Here is a 17,125-nt window from a genome sequence, read left to right as displayed (position 1 = left end):
CGCGACCTGGGTCGCGGCACCGCGCGTCAGAACCCGTGGGGCAGGATGCGCGGCACCTCGGTGCCGTGTCGCCCGGCGTCGTGCACCGCGCGCAGCACGACCTCCTCGTGGGGGACGAGGGGCTGCGGCAGCGCGACGAACGGGAACCAGGCCAGATCGGCGGCCTTCTCGGGCTCCTGGATGGTCGGCGTGCCGGTCCAGCGGGTCACCTCGAACATGAAGTCCACGCGCTGCTCGATCGCCGGCCCGCCCGGTTCGCCCCGGTGCAGCACGGTCAGCGGACGGACGTCCTCGGGAGCGACGACCACACCGAGCTCCTCGCGGGCCTCCCGCACGGCGGCGTCGATCACCGACTCACCCTCCTCCACGTGCCCGGCGGCCGCGCACGCCCAGAACCCGTCGCGGTAGCCGGTGCCCTGCCGCAGCTGGAGCAGCACCTGACCCTCGCGACGCAGGTAGAGGTACGCGGCGGGCACGAGAACGAACCGTTCGTGGTCGCCCTCGCGGTAGCGGCTCGTCTCGGCGGGAGGTTCCGGTGCGCGCGCGGCGTCCGCGCCCGGGGAGCTCGTCACGAGAGGCAGCCCTGCCCGAGCAGCGCCTTGAGGTCGCCGAACAGGGCGGGCGACTTCTCCACCCGGAGGCTGTCGGAGGCTCGGACCATGGTCTTCTTGCCCGGCTCGGCCACGACGACATGCACCTCCGCCGACCCGGGATGCGTGGCGAGCACCTCGCGCAACTTCACGATCACCGGCTCGACGGCCCGGCTGTGCGGCACCGTCACGGCCAGCGGCGAGTCGGACCCGACCGTGATGTCCGGCAGGGCCACCTCCATGGCCTGCAGCTGCATGGACTCGTCGCGGCGGCGCACCTTGCCCCGCAGCACCACCACCTGGTCCTCCGCGAGCATCGTCGAGTACGCGAGGTACGTCTCACCGAAGAACATGACCTCGACGGCACCCTCCAGGTCCTCGACGGTCACGGCGGCCCACGGGTTGCCGTTCTTGCTCATCTTGCGCTGCACCGAGGTCAGCAGCCCCGCCACGGTCACCACGGAGTTGTCCGGCCGGTGCTCGTCGGCGATCAGCGAGGCGATGGACGTGTCGGCGGCGCGCTGCAGCACATGCTCCAACCCGGACAGCGGGTGGTCGCTCACGTAGAGCCCGAGCATCTCGCGCTCGAACTGCAGCTTCTGCTTCTTCTCCCAGTCCGGCAGGTCCGGGACCTCGACGGAGAAGCCCATGCCCGCGTCGTCGTCGCCCGCACCACCGAAGTCCGCGAACAGGTCGAACTGGCCCTCGGCCTCCTTGCGCTTGACGCTGATCACGGAGTCGACGGCCTGCTCGTGCACGACGAGCAGCGAGCGCCGCGTGTGCCCGAGCGAGTCGAACGCGCCGGCCTTGATCAGCGACTCGATGGTGCGCTTGTTGCAGACCGGCGCGGGGACCTTGTCGAGGAAGTCCTGGAACGACGTGTAGCCGCCCTTCTCCTCACGGGCCGCCACGATCGCGTCCACGACGTTGCGGCCCACGTTCCGCACTCCGGTGAGGCCGAAGCGGATGTCTCCCCCGACGGCGGTGAACTTGGCCGAGGAGTCGTTGACGTCCGGCGGCAGCACGGTGATGCCCATGCGACGGCACTCGTTGAGGTAGAGCGCCATCTTGTCCTTGTTGTCGCCCACCGACTGCAGCAGGCCGGCCATGTACTCGGCGGGGTAGTTCGCCTTGAGGAAGGCGGTCCAGTAGGCGACGAGGCCGTAGCCCGCGGAGTGCGCCTTGTTGAACGCGTAGCCGGCGAACGGGACGAGCGTGTCCCAGACCGCCTTGATCGCGGCGTTGCTGTACCCCTTCTCCTTCGCGCCCTTCTCGAAGTTGACGAACTCCTTGGCCAGCACCTCGGGCTTCTTCTTGCCCATGGCGCGGCGCAGCAGGTCGGCCTGGCCGAGCGAGTAGCCGGCCATGATCTGGGCGGCACGCTGGACCTGCTCCTGGTAGACGATCAGGCCGTACGTCTCGTCCAGGATCTCCGCGAACGGCTCGACGACCTCGGGGTGGATCGCCTCGATCTTCTGCTGCCCGTTCTTGCGCAGCGCGTAGTTGATGTGCGAGTTCATGCCCATCGGCCCGGGCCGGTACAGGGCGATGACGGCGGAGACGTCCTCGAAGTTGTCGGGCCGCATCTGCCGCAGCAGGGAGCGCATGGCCCCGCCGTCGAGCTGGAACACGCCGAGCGTGTTACCGCTGGCGAGCAGCTCGTAGGTGGCCTTGTCGTCGAGCTCGACGTGCTCGATGTCGACCGGGTCCTTGCCGTTCATCACGATGTTCTCGAGCGCGTCGTCGAGGATCGTGAGGTTGCGCAGGCCCAGGAAGTCCATCTTGATGAGGCCGAGGCCCTCGGACGTCGGGTAGTCGAACTGCGTGATCACCGCGCCGTCCTGCGGGCGCTTCATGATCGGGATGATGTCGATCAGCGGGTCGCTGGACATGATGACGCCGGCCGCGTGCACACCCCACTGCCGCTTCAGGCCCTCGATACCGCGCGCGAGCTCGACCACGCGCTGGGCCTCGGGGTCGGTGTCGTGCACCTGGCGGAACTCCGACGCCTCCGAGTACCGCTCGTGCTTCGGGTCGAAGATGCCCGACAGCGGGATGTCCTTGCCCATGACGGCGGGCGGCATCGCCTTGGTGAGCTTCTCCCCCATCGCGAAGGGGAAACCGAGCAGCCGGGCCGAGTCCTTGACCGCCTGCTTGGCCTTGATGGTGCCGTAGGTGACGATCATCGCCACCCGGTCGTCGCCGTACTTCTCCGTGACGTACCGGATGGCCTCACCGCGCCGGCGCTCGTCGAAGTCCACGTCGACGTCGGGCATGGAGACGCGCTCCGGGTTGAGGAAGCGCTCGAAGATGAGGCCGTGCACCAGCGGGTCCAGCTCGGTGATGCCCATGAGGTAGGACACCATCGACCCGGCGGCCGAGCCACGGCCCGGGCCCACGCGGATGCCCTGCTGCTTGGACCAGTTGATGAAGTCGGCGACCACGAGGAAGTACCCCGGGAAGCCCATCTGGATGATGACCTCGACCTCGTAGTCCGCCTGCTTGCGCACCGCGTCCGAGTACCCGTTCGGGTACCGCCGCAGCAGGCCCGCCTCGACCTCCTTGACGAACCACGAGATCTCGTCCTCCCCCTCGGGCACAGGGAAGCGCGGCATGTAGTTGGCCTGGTCGTTGAACGAGACCTCGCACTGCTCGGCGATGAGCAGCGTGTTGTCGCACGCCTCGGGCAGCTCCTTGAAGATCTGCCGCATCTGCGCGGCCGACTTGACGTAGTAGCCGGTGCCGCCGAACCGGAACCGGTTCGGGTCGTCCAGGGTGGACCCGGAGTTGATCGCGAGCAGCGCCTCCTGGCTGGTCGCGTCCTCCTCCCGCACGTAGTGCAGGTCGTTGGTGGCCACGAGCGGCGCGCCGATCGTCTTGCTCAGCTCGATCAGCTGCTTGGTCACGCGGGTCTCGATGTCGAGGCCGTGGTCCATCAGCTCGACGAAGTAGTTCTCTTTGCCGAAGATGTCCTGCAGCTCGCCGGCCTGCCGCACCGCCTCGTCCCACTGGCCGAGCCGCAGCCGGGTCTGCACCTCGCTCGACGGGCAGCCGGTCGTGGCGATGAGCCCGTCGGAGTACTTCTCCAGCAGCTCCCTGTCCATACGGGGCCACTTGCCCATCTGGCCCTCCAGGGAGGCCAGCGACGACGCCCGGAACAGGTTGTGCATCCCGGTGTTGTTCTTGCTCAGCAGCGTCATGTGCGTGTACGCGCCGCGCGCCGAGACGTCGTCGGACTCCTGGCCTGCCTCGCCGTACCGCACCCGCGTCTGGTCGAACCGGCTGGTGCCCGGCGTCACGTACGCCTCGACACCGATGATCGGCTTGATACCGGCCTTCTTCGCCTGTGCCCAGAACTCGTGCGCGCCGAACAGGTACCCGTGGTCGGTCGTCGCGATGGCGCTCTGCCCCTGCCGCGCGACCTCCTCCATGAGGTCGCCGATGCGCGCCGCGCCGTCCAGCATCGAGAACTCGGTGTGGACGTGGAGGTGGACGAAGTCGTCGCTCTTCGAAGCGGTGGCGGTGGGCATGTCGTCGATCCTATGACTCACCACTGACACTCGACGGCACCTGCCGGCGGCGTTCCGCGATTCGCCGTGCGACATTCAGCACGTGCGCGGACGGGCTACCTGTACGCGCCCCGCACGACCTCGAGCGCGGCCTCCAGGTCCGCCGGATACTCCGACTCCACCTCGACCCGGCGCCCCGTCGTGGGGTGCTCGAAACCGAGCCGGTGCGCGTGCAGCCACTGGCGGGTCAGCCCCACCTTGGAGGCGAGCACGGGGTCGGCGCCGTAGGTCAGGTCGCCCACGAGCGGGTGGCGCAGCGCGGCGAGGTGCACCCTGATCTGGTGGGTGCGCCCCGTCTCGAGGTGCACCTCGATCAGCGAGGCGGCCGACAGCATCTCCAGCGTCTCGTAGTGCGTCACCGACGGCTTGCCGTCAGCGGTGACCGCGAACTTCCAGTCCGAGCTCGGGTGCCTGCCGATGGGCGCGTCGATGGTGCCGGACGTCGGGTCGGGGTGGCCCTGCGCGAGCGCGTGGTAGATCTTGTCGACGGTCCGCTCCTTGAACGCCCGCTTGAGACCCGTGTAGGCCAGCTCCGACTTGGCCACGACCATGAGTCCGGACGTGCCCACGTCGAGCCGGTGCACGATGCCCTGGCGCTCCGCGGCGCCGGACGTCGACACCCGGTAGCCCGCCGCGACCAGCGCGCCCACGACCGTGGGACCGGTCCAGCCGGGCGAGGGGTGCGCCGCCACCCCGACCGGCTTGTCGATCACGACCAGGTCGTCGTCGTCGTACACGATGCCCATGCCGGGCACGGGCTCGGCCACCACCTCGACGGCGGGGCGCTCCTCCGGCATGTCCACCTCGAGCCAGCCGCCGGGGAGCACCCGGTCCGACTTGCCCACCTGGCGCCCGTCCAGGCGCACGGCCCCGGCCTCGGCGAGCTCGGCCGCCCGGGTCCTGGAGAAGCCGAGCATGCGGGCGAGCGCCGCGTCCACCCGGTCGCCGGCGAGCCCGTCAGGGACGGGCAGCGTCCGTAGCGCCATCAGGCGGGGTCGCTCTGGTCGCCGTCCGGCTCCGCGTCCTCGGCACGCTTGCCGTCCGGCTCGTCGTCCGTGTGCCGCCGGCCGTCCAGACCGATGCCACGCAGCGACAGGAGCCCGATCAGCACGGCGGCCGAGACCACGGCGATGTCAGCGACGTTGCCGACGAAGAAGCCCGCGTAGTCGATGAAGTCCACGACGTGGCCGCGCGCGAACCCGGGCTCCCGCACCAGGCGGTCCACGAGGTTACCGAGCGCGCCGCCGAGCAGCAGGCCGAGCGCGACTGCCCAGCCCCGGGACCCGAGCCGACCGATCGCCCGGACGATGAACACCACGACGACCGTCACGACGATGGTCAGGATCCAGGTGTAGCCCGAGGCGATCGAGAGCGCCGCGCCGGGGTTGTAGATCAGCCGGAGCCCGAGCAGGTCGCCCACCAGCGGGTCGGTCGGCGCGTTCGCGACCAGCGCGGACTCGGCCCACCACTTGGTCAGCTGGTCGACGGCCAGGACGACGGCCGCGAGTGCCGCGGTCCAGGCGACGAGCGCACGGCTGCGCGACCGCGGGGGCGTGAGTGCTGCGGGACCGGTCTCGCCGCCGGCCACGGCGGAGGATTCAGCGGGAGTAGACATCAGGCAAAGTCTCCCATGCCGCGGACGGCGATCGGGCCTCGCGCCCCGCAGCCGGGCGCGGAGCACGCACGAAGCGCCGCCGCTCACCCGCGCCGATTCATGACCGGAGAGAAATTCGTGCGGGCACAAGAGCGGGGCCCTTTCCCGACGAGCGAGAAAGGGCCCCACCTGAAGCAGCACTACCTTCGCGTCACCGCACGACGGCAGTCAATTGACGATTGCGTCAGTTGCAGGCCGCGTAGGACGTGACGTTGCCCGTGTTGAACAGGTTCAGCGGACCGTCCCAGTGCCACGGAGCAACACACACGTTGTTCAGCACGTTGACCGAACCGTCGCCACCGAGCTCGTAGTCGCCGTCGTTGCAGGCCTGGTAGTCGGTCACGTTGGCGGTGCTGCCGACGTTGCCCGGGCCCTCCCAGTACCAGGGGGCGACGCAGACGTCGTTCAGCGCGTTGAAGCTGCCGTCGCCCTCGATCTCGACGACCTCACCGGCGGTCGCGACGTCCTCGGGGACCATCGCGCCGTCAACGCCCGCGGGGACCTCGGAGGTGCCGTAGCCCTCGAGGACGTCGAGCGCACCGTCGACGCCGACGACACCCAGCGGGGCGGTGGTGCCGAGCACGTCGGCCGCGGCGGCCGCGCCGTCGACCGTCTCCGTCGCGCTGCCGGCGCTGGGTGCGCTGATCAGCTCGGGCGCGTCGCCCGCAACCATCGCGCTCGCACCCGATGCCGCGGCGACGACCATACCGGCCGACATGACCACGGCTGCACCTGCACGGCAGGTTGCACGGAATCCTCGGATCATTGTGTCTCCCCCTCGAATTGCTCTGTCGGAATAGCAATGAATCACACGAGTGTGATTCACCTCGACGAGCATCCGGGGTGTTTTTCACCCTGTCAATTGGAACGTGACCTGCCGCACAGGGAGGGTAGTCAGACATTCCAGGACCGAACCCCACGGCAATGCGAGAGGAATACCCGTAACCCGGACATCACAGGGTTGATATCGGGTTACGACATTCGCGCCGCGGGGTTCGGTACCGACCGGATCAGGCCCCGCGACGCTCCTCGCGCGCCTTGGCCTCGACCGACAGCGTCGCTCGGGGGAAGGCCTGCAGCCGCGCCTTGCCGATCGGCAGGTCGGTGAGCTCGCAGGTGGCGTAGGTGCCCTTCCGGATCCGATCGAGCGCATGGTTCGTCTGGTCCAGGAGGTCACGCATGTTGTTGACGAGCGTGAGCTCCTGCTCGCGCTCCAGCGCGCTCGAGCCGTAGTCGGCCTGATCGTCCCCGGCACCGTCGCCCGAGTTCCGCAACAGGTCCGACAGCTCGCGGTCCGCCGACTCCAGCTCGCGTTCCAGCCGCTCCTTCTCCTCGAGAAGGAGCGCGGCGAGCTCTTCGGCCTCGCGCACGGTCCAGGGTTCTTCACCGTCACGGACGGGGAACTTCTTCACGTCACGTGTCAGGTTCGGGAACTCTTGCTTGATCGCGGCTCGCGTCGCAGTCGAGATCTTGGTCATGGGTTCCCCTTCACGGTCGCCCCCGGTGGTCAAGTCCACGAAGCGTAAGCACAAGCGGCCGGACGCACAACGGGGCACGCCGACATGGCGTGCCCCCATCATGAGTGGACCTGGCGTGTCGCGCGCGGCGACCGGGCGTGAGGTGGGGACGCCCGGTCGCCGTGAACGACGAGTACAACCGTGAGTACTGCGGTGAGTACCGCTGTCAGATCCCCTGAGCCATCTCGGCCGGCCGGCCGGAGCGCTGGTTGTTCTGCGGCGGCAGCGCCGAGCCGCGCGCGTCGAGGTCGCCGAGCAGGTTCTGCAGGAAGCTCTTCAGCCGCGTGCGGTAGTCGCGCTCGAAGACGCGCAGCTCGTCGATCTTGCGCTCGAGGAGCGAACGCTCCTGCTCGAGCTGGGACAGCGTGCGGTGCGAGGTCTCCTCGGCGTCGCGCACGATGCGGGCACCCTCGGTCTTGGCCTCCGTGATGAGCCGGTCGCCCTCCTCCTGGCCGGAGCGCACGTAGTCGTCGTGCAGCTTCTGCGCCAGCTGGAGCATCCCGGTCGCGGACTCCGGCTCCGGGCCGTTCCCCTTGAGGCCTGCGGCGGGGCCCGACGGCATGACCGGCGCGGCGACCGGAGCGGCCTGGGCGCGAGCGGGGCCGGAGGCGTCGCTGCGCGAGAGCTCGGCGATGCGCCGCTCCGCGGCGGCGACCTTCTGCCGGAGGCCCTCGTTCTCCTCCTGGACGTTGGTCAGGGTCCGCACGACCTCGTCGAGGAAGTCGTCGACCTCCTCGACGTCGTAGCCCTCGCGGAACTTCGTCGCGGAGAACTTCTTGTTGAGGATGTCCTCTGCAGTAAGCAGTGCCATCGTGTCACCTCGAAAGTTAGAACGTAGGAACGCAGAACACGGACGTCGGCGCTGCCAAGCCGCGCGCACTCCGCCGAAGCCCACGGTAGCGGACGACATCGGCGTGGGACACCGGGAGCACCCCCGGGCACGATTTCCTCACAGAGTGTGCCGTGTCACCCCAGCCCGCATCCATGCGCCGGTCAACGTTTCCAAGGGCACCGCCGCCTCGTGCCGACCGGGCACGCATCGAACCAGCACAGATTCAACACGTGCGCGGCTCGCCCTAGAACTGACGAACCAGCGACGAGAGCAGCGAGACGCCGAAGAACAGGACGATGAACGCCAGGTCGAGCTGCACCTGACCCAGCCGCAGGGGCGGGATGAGGCGGCGCAGGAACCGGAGAGGCGGGTCCGTGACGGTGTAGATCGCCTCGGCGATCACGAGCAGCACACCACGCGGCCGCCAGTCCCGGGCAAAGAACTGCACCCAGTCGAAGATGAGCCGTCCGATGAGGAACAGCAGGAAGAGCCACAGCACGAAGCCGATGAAGTCCCAGATCACAAGGGACAACCTAACCTGTCCCGGCTCGGCATCGTGCGAGATGCCCGCGCTACGCGCCGCGCGAGTCCTGTGACCAGCCCGGGGACCGACCGCGGCAGCCGCACATACGTGAGGGGCGGCCGCCGTGGCGACCGCCCCTCAGTCATGCCCGCGTACCGGGCTCAGCTCTGGTTGTAGAAGCCGCCGCGTCCGTTCGGCTTCTCCGTGGCGACCTGCTCCTCGGCCGCGATCTCCACGTGCTCGGGCGAGAGCAGGAAGACCTTGTTGGTCACCCGCTCGATCGAGCCGTGCAGACCGAAGATCAGGCCGGCGGAGAAGTCGACCAGGCGCTTGGCGTCGGCGTCGTCCATGTCGGAGAGATTCATGATGACGGGGGTTCCGGAACGGAACGCCTCGCCGATGTTCCGCGCATCGTTGTAGGAGCGCGGGTGCACCGTCGTGATGCGGCGCAGGTCCGAGGAGGACAGCGCCTCACGGGGCACCCCGTCGCGGTGCAGCGGCGTGACCTGCGCGTGCCGGTGGTCCTCCACGTTTTCCTCCAGGCCCTCGTCGTACTCGTCGAGGTACTCCTGCTCGCCCTGATCGTCGGCGAGGCCCAGATACAGCATGGTCTTACGAAGTGCTCCGGCCATCGCTCTTTCTCCGTTCGTCGCCTGCTGCGCGTCCTTCTGTCTCGGTGTCCAGCGGACCCGTCCAACAGGCCCGACCTTGACCCCTCGTCGAGGTCGCCTTGACAAAAGTAGCTCGGCGCAATCCGACCCGGAAGTGCGACACGCCGTGCCGCGAACAACTTTGCCAAAGTTGTTCAGCGATTGCTCGCTAAAAACGACATCCGTGTGATTTTGCAGGTCAGAGACGTGTCACCGGCGTGTCGCAGGGCCGGGAAGCAGGGTGCACAGCGGTCAAATGAGCGCGATGATGCCTGCTTGACGTCCGGTTGTGGTACCCGCCGCACTGGCCCGGCGGTGCGAGAACAGGTCCAGGTCCTCGAGCGTGCAGCGCTCGACGCGCGTCGCCGCGACGCCGCGCGCGGCGAGCTGCGCGACCACCCCGGAGGGCAGGTCGAGGCCCGGTGTGCCCTCGCGTGTGGTCGTGAAGGTCTCCGGCACGGCCGCCGCCACCTCGTCCCGCATCGCGGCCGGCACCTCGTAGCACCGCCCGCAGACCGCCGGTCCCACGGCCGCGCGCACGCGGGCCGGGTCGGCACCCCGCGCGACGAGCCGGTCAAGCGCCCGGTGCACCACACCGGCGAGCACGCCGTTCCGACCCGCGTGGGCCACGCCGACCACCCGGGCCACCGGGTCCGCCAGGAGGACCGGCACGCAGTCGGCCACCAGCACGCCGAGACCGAGCCCGCGCTCGGCGGTGACCAGCGCGTCGGCCTCCCCCGCCGTCGCGGGCGGTCGCGCGGCGGCCCACCGGGCCCGCTCGGCCGGACCGAGGTCGAGCACCGTGTCGCCGTGCACCTGGGTGGCGAAGGCCACGGGCGCGCCGAGCCGTTCGGCGGCCAACGACCGGTTGACCGCCACTCGCTCGGCGGAGTCGGACACGTTCAGGCCCAGGTTCAGGCCGGGGCCGCCCGCCGTCGCCCACGGGGCCGGCGAGACGCCGCCCCCGCCGGTCGTGAAAAAGGCGTGCACCCCGTCGCCAAGATCGACGGGGTGCACGTCTGCGGAAGTCCGGGTGTCGCTCACGGGTGCGAGAGTACCGGGCAGCCGGCTCCGGAAGCGGTCACTTCAGGAAGTCGGGTACGTCCAGGTCCTCCGACGACCGGCGCGGGTTCTCGTCGTACAGCGGCGGGACCTCCACGCGCTCGCCCTGCTCGCGCGAGACCTCCTGCCGGTTGAACGACCCCTGCACGACGACGGCCGGCTCGTCCAGCGTGCGCGGCACGTCGTCCGACCCCTCGTCGTCGATCACGCGGGGCAGCGTCGACACCGGGGAGGGCTGCGTCGCCGGCGGGACCGACGGCGGCATCCCGTTCGCACCGTGCTGCTCGGGTGCGCGGCGCGCCGCGTCCGACACGTCGGGCAGCGGGACCGGCGCGGTGGCCGGGCTCCGGGTCGCCGCGGCGCTCGGCGTGGCGACCGCACCGGCCACCTGACCGAGCGCGCGGTTGTCCTTGCGCTCCTTGGGCAGGCCTCCGTCGAAGCCCGCCGCGATGACCGTGACGCGCACCTCGTCGCCCAGAGCGTCGTCGATGACCGTACCGAAGATGATGTTCGCCTCCGGGTGCGCGGCCTCCTGCACCAGGCGCGCGGCCTCGTGCACCTCGAACAGGCCGAGGTCGCTCCCACCCTGGATCGAGAGCAGCACACCGTGCGCGCCGTCGATCGAGGCCTCGAGCAGCGGCGACGAGATCGCCAGCTCGGCGGCCTGCACCGCGCGGTCCTCGCCCCGGGCCGAACCGATGCCCATGAGCGCAGAGCCCGCACCCTGCATGACCGACTTCACGTCCGCGAAGTCGAGGTTGATGAGGCCGGGCGTGGTGATGAGGTCCGTGATGCCCTGGACACCGGAGTGCAGGACCTGGTCGGCCGAGTGGAAGGCCGCGATCGCCGACACGTTCCGGTCCGACATCGACAGGAGCCGGTCGTTCGGGATCACGATCAGCGTGTCGACCTCGTCACGCAGGTTCTCGATGCCGCTCTCCGCCTGCACCGCACGCCGGCGGCCCTCGAACGTGAACGGACGGGTCACGACCCCGACCGTCAGCGCGCCGAGCGAGCGCGCGATGCGCGCCACGACGGGTGCGCCGCCCGTTCCTGTACCGCCGCCCTCGCCCGCGGTGACGAAGACCATGTCGGCGCCACGAAGGACGTCCTCGATCTCCTCGGCGTGGTCCTCTGCGGCCTTCTTTCCGACCTCCGGGTCCGCGCCGGCGCCGAGGCCGCGCGTGAGCTCACGGCCCACGTCGAGCTTCACGTCGGCGTCCGACATCAGGAGCGCCTGTGCGTCCGTGTTGATGGCGATGAACTCGACGCCCTTGAGGCCGACCTCGATCATGCGGTTGACGGCGTTCACACCACCGCCGCCGATACCGACCACCTTGATTACTGCCAGGTAGTTCTGCGGAGTTGCCACGTCGTCGCCTTTCGATTCGGGTCCCGAGTCCCGACTCTCGTCCCTCCCAAAGTCTCAGGTTGAGGTAGAGGGTTAGAGTTATGTCAGGTTGCTGCTGAGTTCGACGGTAAGTGCGCCGTCGTGGTGTGTCGAAGACATCGTCGCGCGTGTCGCGCAACGATGCACCCGAGAAATCACAAGGATGTCATTCCCGGCCCTGACGAGCGCGGTCGGCGCGCCCACGCGGTCGATCGGTCCGGCGGGACGTGCGCGGCCCGTTCGTGACCGGAAGGTCAGTTCGTGACCGGAAGTCCTGGCGACGACACGTCGATGGTCCTCGCCGACGGCTCCGCCCGCAGCAGCGTCCGCGCCACCTTGGTCTTGAGCTCGACCTGCGCCCCGCTCCCCCACCGGATCACCCGTCCGTCCGCCAGGGTGGTGCGCACGTCGTCCTGCGTCGCCGCGCTCACCGTCGTGATGGTCGAGGTCAGCCGGGGCGGCAGGGCGCCGAGCACCTCGAGGGCGGCGTCCATGGCACGGTGGCCGGCGTCGCCGTCGGCGAGGGAGACCACGATCGAGGGCAGCCCCTCAGGAACCTCCTCGACGGTGGCCACTCGCACGCCCTCCGCGTCCATGAGCGCGTACACGTCGCCCGACTGCGGCACAGCGGCCACCGGCTCGCGGGACGTGAGCGCCACCGCGAGGCCGTCCGGCCAGGCCCGCGTGATCTCCACGTCCTTGACCGCGTTCATGCCGAGGATCTCCTCGCGCAGGCGCACCGTGTCGATCCGGGGAAGCGGCACGCCCGCCTCGTCCGTCACCGCCTCCCGCACCTGGCCGACGTCGACGGTCGTACCCTGCCCCGACACCCGCACCTGGTCCGGGTCGAGCGCGAGCAACGGCGAGAAGAACGCCACCCACACCAGCCCCGCGGCGACCGCGACCGCCGCGACGGTCCAGCCGACGCGGCGCCACACGCGGTAGCGGGCCATCGCCGTCCGCTCCGCGAGCCGATCGGCCAGCTGGTCCGAGACCACGTCGTCGCGAGCACCCGAGGGCTCGGGACGGCCGGCACCGGGGCGGCTCGCGGAACGCTGCGCCGGGGCCGACGGCAGCCTGGCCGGCTCGGCGGCGGAGGGCCGCTGCGCCGGCATTCTCGTACCGGGGGTCGGGCGGCCGGGCCGGGCCGGCGCGGAGGCCCGCGTGGCGGACCCCCGCGCCGTAGCGCCTTGCCCCGGCACACCCTGCGCCGCGGCGCCCCGGGCCGCCGGGGCGTCCTGGCCCTGCTCTCCCTGCTGTGCCGTGCCCTTGCCTGCTGGGCGCGGCCGTGCCGTGCCCGCGGCGCGAGGACGCGCGGGCGGTCGCATCAGTCCTCGCCCAGCCCCGCGGAGGTCGCCGCCGACCCCGTGGCCACGCGGCTGGTCAGGCGCGCCAGGACGGCGGGACCGAGCTGGGTCACGTCACCGGCGCCGACCGTGAGCACCACGTCGCCGGGCCGGGCGAGGTCGGCGATCGCGTGCGCGGCGTCCAGCCGGTCCGGCACCGCGTAGGCGGCGCCGTGGTCGGTCATCAGGTCGACGATCGTGGCGGCGGTGATCGACGGGTCCCGCTCCTCGCGCGCCCCGTAGACGTCCGTGACCACCACCTCGTCGGCCGCGGAGAGCTCCTGCGCGAACTTGTCGGCGAAGATCTTCGTCCGGGAGTAGAGGTGCGGCTGGAACAGGACCAGCACGCGGCCGCCGTCGGCGATCTCGCGCGCCGCCGTCAGGACCGCCCGGACCTCCGTGGGGTGGTGGGCGTAGTCGTCGACCACGCGCACGCCGTCGGCGAACCCCTTCTCCTCGAAGCGGCGGCCCGTGCCGACGAAGGCCTCGACGCCGGCGACGGCCTGCTCGGGCTCCACGCCCAGCTTCACGGCGGCGATCACGGCGGCGGTCGCGTTGAGCACGTTGTGCTTGCCGGGGACGGAGAGCCGCATGGGAATACCCGGCACCGTGCCGGACACGCCGGCGCCGTCGGCCACCTGCTCGTTGGTGCCGAGGATATCGCCGCGGAGCACGGCGGTGGTGCCCTCCGGCGTGGTCGAGATGTCCGTGACCCGCACGCGTGCGGTGTCATTGGTCCCGTAGGTGATGACGTGGCCGCCGGTGGCGCAGATGGTGGCCCCCACGGAGAGCGAGCCCTCGTCGTCGGCGCACGCGATGAGCCAGCCGTCGGAGACCAGGCGGCGCGCGAACCGGATGAACGCCCCGTTGAACGCCTCCTGGGTGCCGTAGTGGTCCAGGTGGTCCGCCTCGACGTTCGTCACCACCGCGATGGTCGGCGTGTAGTTCAGGAACGAGCCGTCCGACTCGTCGGCCTCGGCCACGAGCACGTCGGACGCGCCGAGGTGGCCGCCCGGGGTCGAGCCGTTGGCCGTCCGCACGGTGCTGCCGATCGCGTACGACGGGTCGAGGCCCGCCTCGCGCAGGATGGTCGCGATCATCGCCGACGTGGTCGTCTTGCCGTGCGCGCCCGCGACGGCGACACCGCGCGACCCCTCCATGAGGGCGGCCAGCGCCTGGGAGCGGTGCAGCACGTTCAGCCGGCGGGCCCGTGCGGCGGCGAGCTCCGGGTTGTCCTCGTGGACGGCGCTGGAGATCACCACGGAGTCCGCCCCCGCGAGGTGAGCCGGATCGTGGCCCACCCACACCTTGACGCCCTCGGCCCGCAGGGCCTCGAGCGTCTCCGACTCGGCGGCGTCGGAGCCCTGCACGGCCACGCCCCGCCCGGCGAGCAGCCGGGCTACGACGGACATGCCCGCCCCGCCTATGCCGATCATGTGGACGCGTCCGAGCTGTGCGACCTGATCCGTCATCTGATCCGTGACCGTGGTGCTCATGACCTGACCTCCGTGGTGTCGGTACCTGCTGACCGTACGGCTTGCTCGACGAGATCGACGACGCGGGCCGCGCCGTCGCTGGTGCCGGCCGACCGTGCGGCCTTCGCCATGACACCGAGCCGCTCGCGGTCCGCGAGCAGCGTGGGAACGTTGCCGGCCACCCAGTCGGGCGTGACGTCCGCGTCGTCCACCAGCAGACCACCGCCCTCCTGGACCAGCGGGACCGCGTTGAGCCGCTGCTCGCCGTTCCCGATGGGCAGCGGTACGTAGACGGCGGGGATGCCGAGCGCGGCGTGCTCGGCCACCGAGCCCGCGCCGGCACGGCTGACCACCAGGTCGGCCACCGCGTAGGCGAGCTCCATCTGCTCGAGGTACTCGCGGACCTGGTAGCGCCGGCCGTCCACCGCCGCCACCGTCTCGCGCACCTCGTCGATCTTGCCCTTGCCCGTCAGGTGCAGCACCTGGGCCCCCGCGGCGAGGATCTGCGGCGCGGCGCCCGACACCGCGCGGTTCAGGTTCAGGGCGCCGAGGGAGCCGCCCGTGACCACGAGCGTCGGCAGCGCCGGGTCGAGACCCAGCTCTGCGGCGGCGCGGGCCCGCACACCGGCCGCATCGGCCGTCCGCTCCTGCACGAGGGCAGCGATGGCCTGCCGCAGCGGGAGACCCGTGAGCACACCGCCCCGCAGCGGGGTGCCGGCGAACGTGAGGCCCACACGGGCCGCCCACCGGGCACCGAGCCGGTTGGCCAGCCCGGGCCGGGCGTTCTGCTCGTGGATCACGATGGGCACGCCCTTGCGCTTGGCCGCGAGGTACGCGGGGGTGGCCACGTACCCGCCGAACCCGATCACCGCCTCGGCACCGATCTCGTCGATCGCGTCCTCCGCCACGCGCACCGCTGCCGCGAGCCGGCCCGGGAGGCGCAGCAGCTCGGGGCTGGGCCGGCGCGGCATCGGCACCCGCGGCACGGGCCGCAGCTCGTAGCCACGGGCGGGCACGAGCTCGGCCTCCAGACCGGTCGTGGTGCCGAGCGCGAGCACGCGCGCGCCGGGCTCCCGGCGCCGCACCTCGTCGGCCACCGCGAGCAAGGGGTTCACGTGTCCAGCGCTACCGCCACCGGCGAGCACCACCGACACAACTGCTGAGCTCATCATCACCTTCTCGTCGTCGCCCGGACGTACGTCCCAGGCGGATCGGTGCGCGGCGGCCTCCCGACGGGATCTGACGTGCCGGATCTCGTCACCGATGGAGCCACCGTGCACATTTCTACCGTCTACGAACCGCGCCGCCCAGCACAGCCAGTGACTTGCGGACGACGCTACCGCGTGCAGCCAGCGCCTTGGCAGCCCCTGGCTCCGTGCGGGCGAAGGAGATCACCATCCCGAGGGCGGCCATCGTGGTGATCAGCGCCGAACCGCCGGCGGACACCAGCGGGAGCGGCACGCCGATCACCGGCAGCACGCCGATCACCACGCCGATGTTCACGAAGGCCTGGCCGACGATCCAGCAGGCGACGGCGGCGGTGGCCACCTTGACGAACGGGTCGGTGTGCCGCTGGATCACCCGGCTCATCGCGAGCCCGAGCACCGCGAACAGAGCCACGACCAGCACCGTGCCGAACAGGCCGAGCTCCTCGCCGATCACCGCGAAGATGAAGTCGTTGTGCGCCTCGGGCAGGTAGCTCCACTTCTCGCGGCTCCCGCCGAGGCCCACCCCCCACAGCCCGCCGGTGCCCAGCCCGAACAGGCCGTGCAGGGACTGGTAGCACTCCGACGCCGCGTCGCACTCCGCGCCATAGGTGGCGATGATGCGCTGGAGACGGTCCCCGCCGTCCTGCTGGACGATGAACACGTACCCGATGACGACCGCGGCGATCGTGGTGCCGAGCCCCAGCAGCGACAGCGGCACACCGGCCACGAAGAACGCGCCCGCCACCAGCACGCCGATGACGAGCGCCGTACCCAGGTCTCCCCCGCCGAGCACCAGCCCGATCACCACGACCGCGCCGGGGGCAGCGGGCATGATCGCGTGCGACCACCTGCCCAGGAGCTGCTGCTTGCGGCCCAGCACGGTACCCAGCCAGATCGCGAGGGCGAGCTTGGCGAGCTCCGACGGCTGGAACCGCACCGGCCCGAACGACAGCCAGTTCTGCTGCCCGTTGGTGATCTCACCCATGAAGATCACCGCGACGAGCAGCACCACGGAGACCGCGAGCCCTGGCAGCGCGAGGCGCTTGTACCAGCGGACGGGCAGGTGCGCGGCGACCAGCAGCACGGGCAGGCCGATCAGGGCGTACTGCGCCTGGACCAGGAACGCCGTGTACGGCGACCCGCCCTCGGCGATCGACGTCACCGTCGAGCTGGACAGCACCATGATCAGGCCGATCACGGTCAGCAGGCCGGTGGTGCCCACCAGGAGGTAGTAGCTGGAGACGTTGGAGTTCCACTGCCCCAGCCATGATCGCTCGGGCGCGCTACGGCTCGTTCCCGTCGTAGCCAT

At 70.7% G+C, this 17,125-nt stretch carries 15 protein-coding genes; all 15 read right to left on the bottom strand.

All coding sequences use genetic code 11. The annotated features are described in order from the left end of the window. Positions 1 to 26: 26 nt before the first annotated feature. The 15 genes from ACYVK7_RS23845 to ftsW all read right to left on the bottom strand — a co-directional run bounded on the left by ACYVK7_RS23845 (position 27) and on the right by ftsW (position 17,125). Entirely contained in the window at positions 27 to 572 is a 546-nt protein-coding gene (locus ACYVK7_RS23845) for an NUDIX hydrolase (RefSeq protein ID WP_460890210.1), read from the bottom strand. Next, on the bottom strand, positions 569 to 4,120 hold the full coding sequence (dnaE, locus tag ACYVK7_RS23840) for a DNA polymerase III subunit alpha (RefSeq protein WP_460890209.1): 3,552 nt from the start codon (positions 4,118 to 4,120) through the stop codon (positions 569 to 571). The genes ACYVK7_RS23845 and dnaE overlap by 4 nt, the downstream gene beginning before the upstream one ends. A gap of 95 nt (positions 4,121 to 4,215) precedes the next feature. After that, complete coding sequence (locus ACYVK7_RS23835) at positions 4,216 to 5,145, bottom strand: RluA family pseudouridine synthase (RefSeq protein WP_460890208.1); 930 nt, start codon at positions 5,143 to 5,145, stop codon at positions 4,216 to 4,218. After that, positions 5,145 to 5,774, bottom strand: a complete 630-nt coding sequence (locus tag ACYVK7_RS23830; protein WP_460890207.1) for a signal peptidase II — start codon at positions 5,772 to 5,774, stop codon at positions 5,145 to 5,147. Before ACYVK7_RS23830 ends, ACYVK7_RS23835 begins: the two co-directional genes overlap by 1 nt. A 223-nt stretch (positions 5,775 to 5,997) precedes the next feature. Further along, positions 5,998 to 6,531, bottom strand: a complete 534-nt coding sequence (locus tag ACYVK7_RS23825) for a hypothetical protein (protein ID WP_460890206.1) — start codon at positions 6,529 to 6,531, stop codon at positions 5,998 to 6,000. 292 nt (positions 6,532 to 6,823) lie between these two features. Next, on the bottom strand, positions 6,824 to 7,291 hold the full coding sequence (locus tag ACYVK7_RS23820) for a TraR/DksA family transcriptional regulator (RefSeq protein ID WP_460890205.1): 468 nt from the start codon (positions 7,289 to 7,291) through the stop codon (positions 6,824 to 6,826). Between the two features lie 205 nt (positions 7,292 to 7,496). Next, the gene (locus ACYVK7_RS23815; RefSeq protein ID WP_460890204.1) at positions 7,497 to 8,141 is read right to left on the bottom strand and encodes a DivIVA domain-containing protein; all 645 of its coding nucleotides are present in this window, start codon (positions 8,139 to 8,141) and stop codon (positions 7,497 to 7,499) included. 265 nt (positions 8,142 to 8,406) lie between these two features. After that, positions 8,407 to 8,685, bottom strand: a complete 279-nt coding sequence (locus ACYVK7_RS23810) for a YggT family protein (RefSeq protein ID WP_460890203.1) — start codon at positions 8,683 to 8,685, stop codon at positions 8,407 to 8,409. 161 nt (positions 8,686 to 8,846) lie between these two features. Further along, positions 8,847 to 9,317 (bottom strand): cell division protein SepF, encoded by a 471-nt coding sequence (locus ACYVK7_RS23805; RefSeq protein ID WP_460890202.1) that lies wholly within the window; start codon positions 9,315 to 9,317, stop codon positions 8,847 to 8,849. Positions 9,318 to 9,587: 270 nt separating this feature from the next. Next, the gene (locus ACYVK7_RS23800; protein ID WP_460890201.1) at positions 9,588 to 10,379 is read right to left on the bottom strand and encodes a polyphenol oxidase family protein; all 792 of its coding nucleotides are present in this window, start codon (positions 10,377 to 10,379) and stop codon (positions 9,588 to 9,590) included. A 37-nt stretch (positions 10,380 to 10,416) separates the two neighbouring features. Next, entirely contained in the window at positions 10,417 to 11,769 is a 1,353-nt protein-coding gene (gene ftsZ, locus ACYVK7_RS23795) for a cell division protein FtsZ (protein ID WP_460890200.1), read from the bottom strand. Between the two features lie 272 nt (positions 11,770 to 12,041). Then, complete coding sequence (locus ACYVK7_RS23790; protein ID WP_460890199.1) at positions 12,042 to 13,115, bottom strand: cell division protein FtsQ/DivIB; 1,074 nt, start codon at positions 13,113 to 13,115, stop codon at positions 12,042 to 12,044. Then, complete coding sequence (gene murC / locus ACYVK7_RS23785; RefSeq protein ID WP_460890198.1) at positions 13,115 to 14,629, bottom strand: UDP-N-acetylmuramate--L-alanine ligase; 1,515 nt, start codon at positions 14,627 to 14,629, stop codon at positions 13,115 to 13,117. The genes ACYVK7_RS23790 and murC overlap by 1 nt, the downstream gene beginning before the upstream one ends. Continuing rightward, the gene (gene murG, locus ACYVK7_RS23780; protein WP_460890281.1) at positions 14,626 to 15,780 is read right to left on the bottom strand and encodes an undecaprenyldiphospho-muramoylpentapeptide beta-N-acetylglucosaminyltransferase; all 1,155 of its coding nucleotides are present in this window, start codon (positions 15,778 to 15,780) and stop codon (positions 14,626 to 14,628) included. The genes murC and murG overlap by 4 nt, the downstream gene beginning before the upstream one ends. A 112-nt stretch (positions 15,781 to 15,892) precedes the next feature. Continuing rightward, positions 15,893 to 17,125: a putative lipid II flippase FtsW gene (ftsW, locus tag ACYVK7_RS23775; RefSeq protein ID WP_460890197.1), complete on the bottom strand. Its 1,233-nt coding sequence runs from the start codon at positions 17,123 to 17,125 to the stop codon at positions 15,893 to 15,895.

This window comes from Promicromonospora xylanilytica (genome assembly GCF_054782895.1).
The sequence above is the reverse complement of the archived record's forward strand: the minus strand, read 5'-3'. Positions and strand labels throughout refer to the sequence as shown.

What these genes read in the sequence shown, in the direction of transcription:
- dnaE (WP_460890209.1), bottom strand. Translation starts at nt 4,120, where the DNA reads ATGCCCACCGCCACCGCTTCGAAGAGCGACGACTTCGTCCACCTCCAC.
- ACYVK7_RS23835 (WP_460890208.1), bottom strand. Translation starts at nt 5,145, where the DNA reads ATGGCGCTACGGACGCTGCCCGTCCCTGACGGGCTCGCCGGCGACCGG.
- ACYVK7_RS23830 (WP_460890207.1), bottom strand. Translation starts at nt 5,774, where the DNA reads ATGTCTACTCCCGCTGAATCCTCCGCCGTGGCCGGCGGCGAGACCGGT.
- ACYVK7_RS23825 (WP_460890206.1), bottom strand. Translation starts at nt 6,531, where the DNA reads ATGTCGGCCGGTATGGTCGTCGCCGCGGCATCGGGTGCGAGCGCGATG.
- ACYVK7_RS23820 (WP_460890205.1), bottom strand. Translation starts at nt 7,291, where the DNA reads ATGACCAAGATCTCGACTGCGACGCGAGCCGCGATCAAGCAAGAGTTC.
- ACYVK7_RS23815 (WP_460890204.1), bottom strand. Translation starts at nt 8,141, where the DNA reads ATGGCACTGCTTACTGCAGAGGACATCCTCAACAAGAAGTTCTCCGCG.
- ACYVK7_RS23805 (WP_460890202.1), bottom strand. Translation starts at nt 9,317, where the DNA reads ATGGCCGGAGCACTTCGTAAGACCATGCTGTATCTGGGCCTCGCCGAC.
- ACYVK7_RS23790 (WP_460890199.1), bottom strand. Translation starts at nt 13,115, where the DNA reads ATGCGACCGCCCGCGCGTCCTCGCGCCGCGGGCACGGCACGGCCGCGC.
- murC (WP_460890198.1), bottom strand. Translation starts at nt 14,629, where the DNA reads ATGAGCACCACGGTCACGGATCAGATGACGGATCAGGTCGCACAGCTC.
- murG (WP_460890281.1), bottom strand. Translation starts at nt 15,780, where the DNA reads ATGATGAGCTCAGCAGTTGTGTCGGTGGTGCTCGCCGGTGGCGGTAGC.
- ftsW (WP_460890197.1), bottom strand. Translation starts at nt 17,125, where the DNA reads ATGGCTACGACGGGAACGAGCCGTAGCGCGCCCGAGCGATCATGGCTG.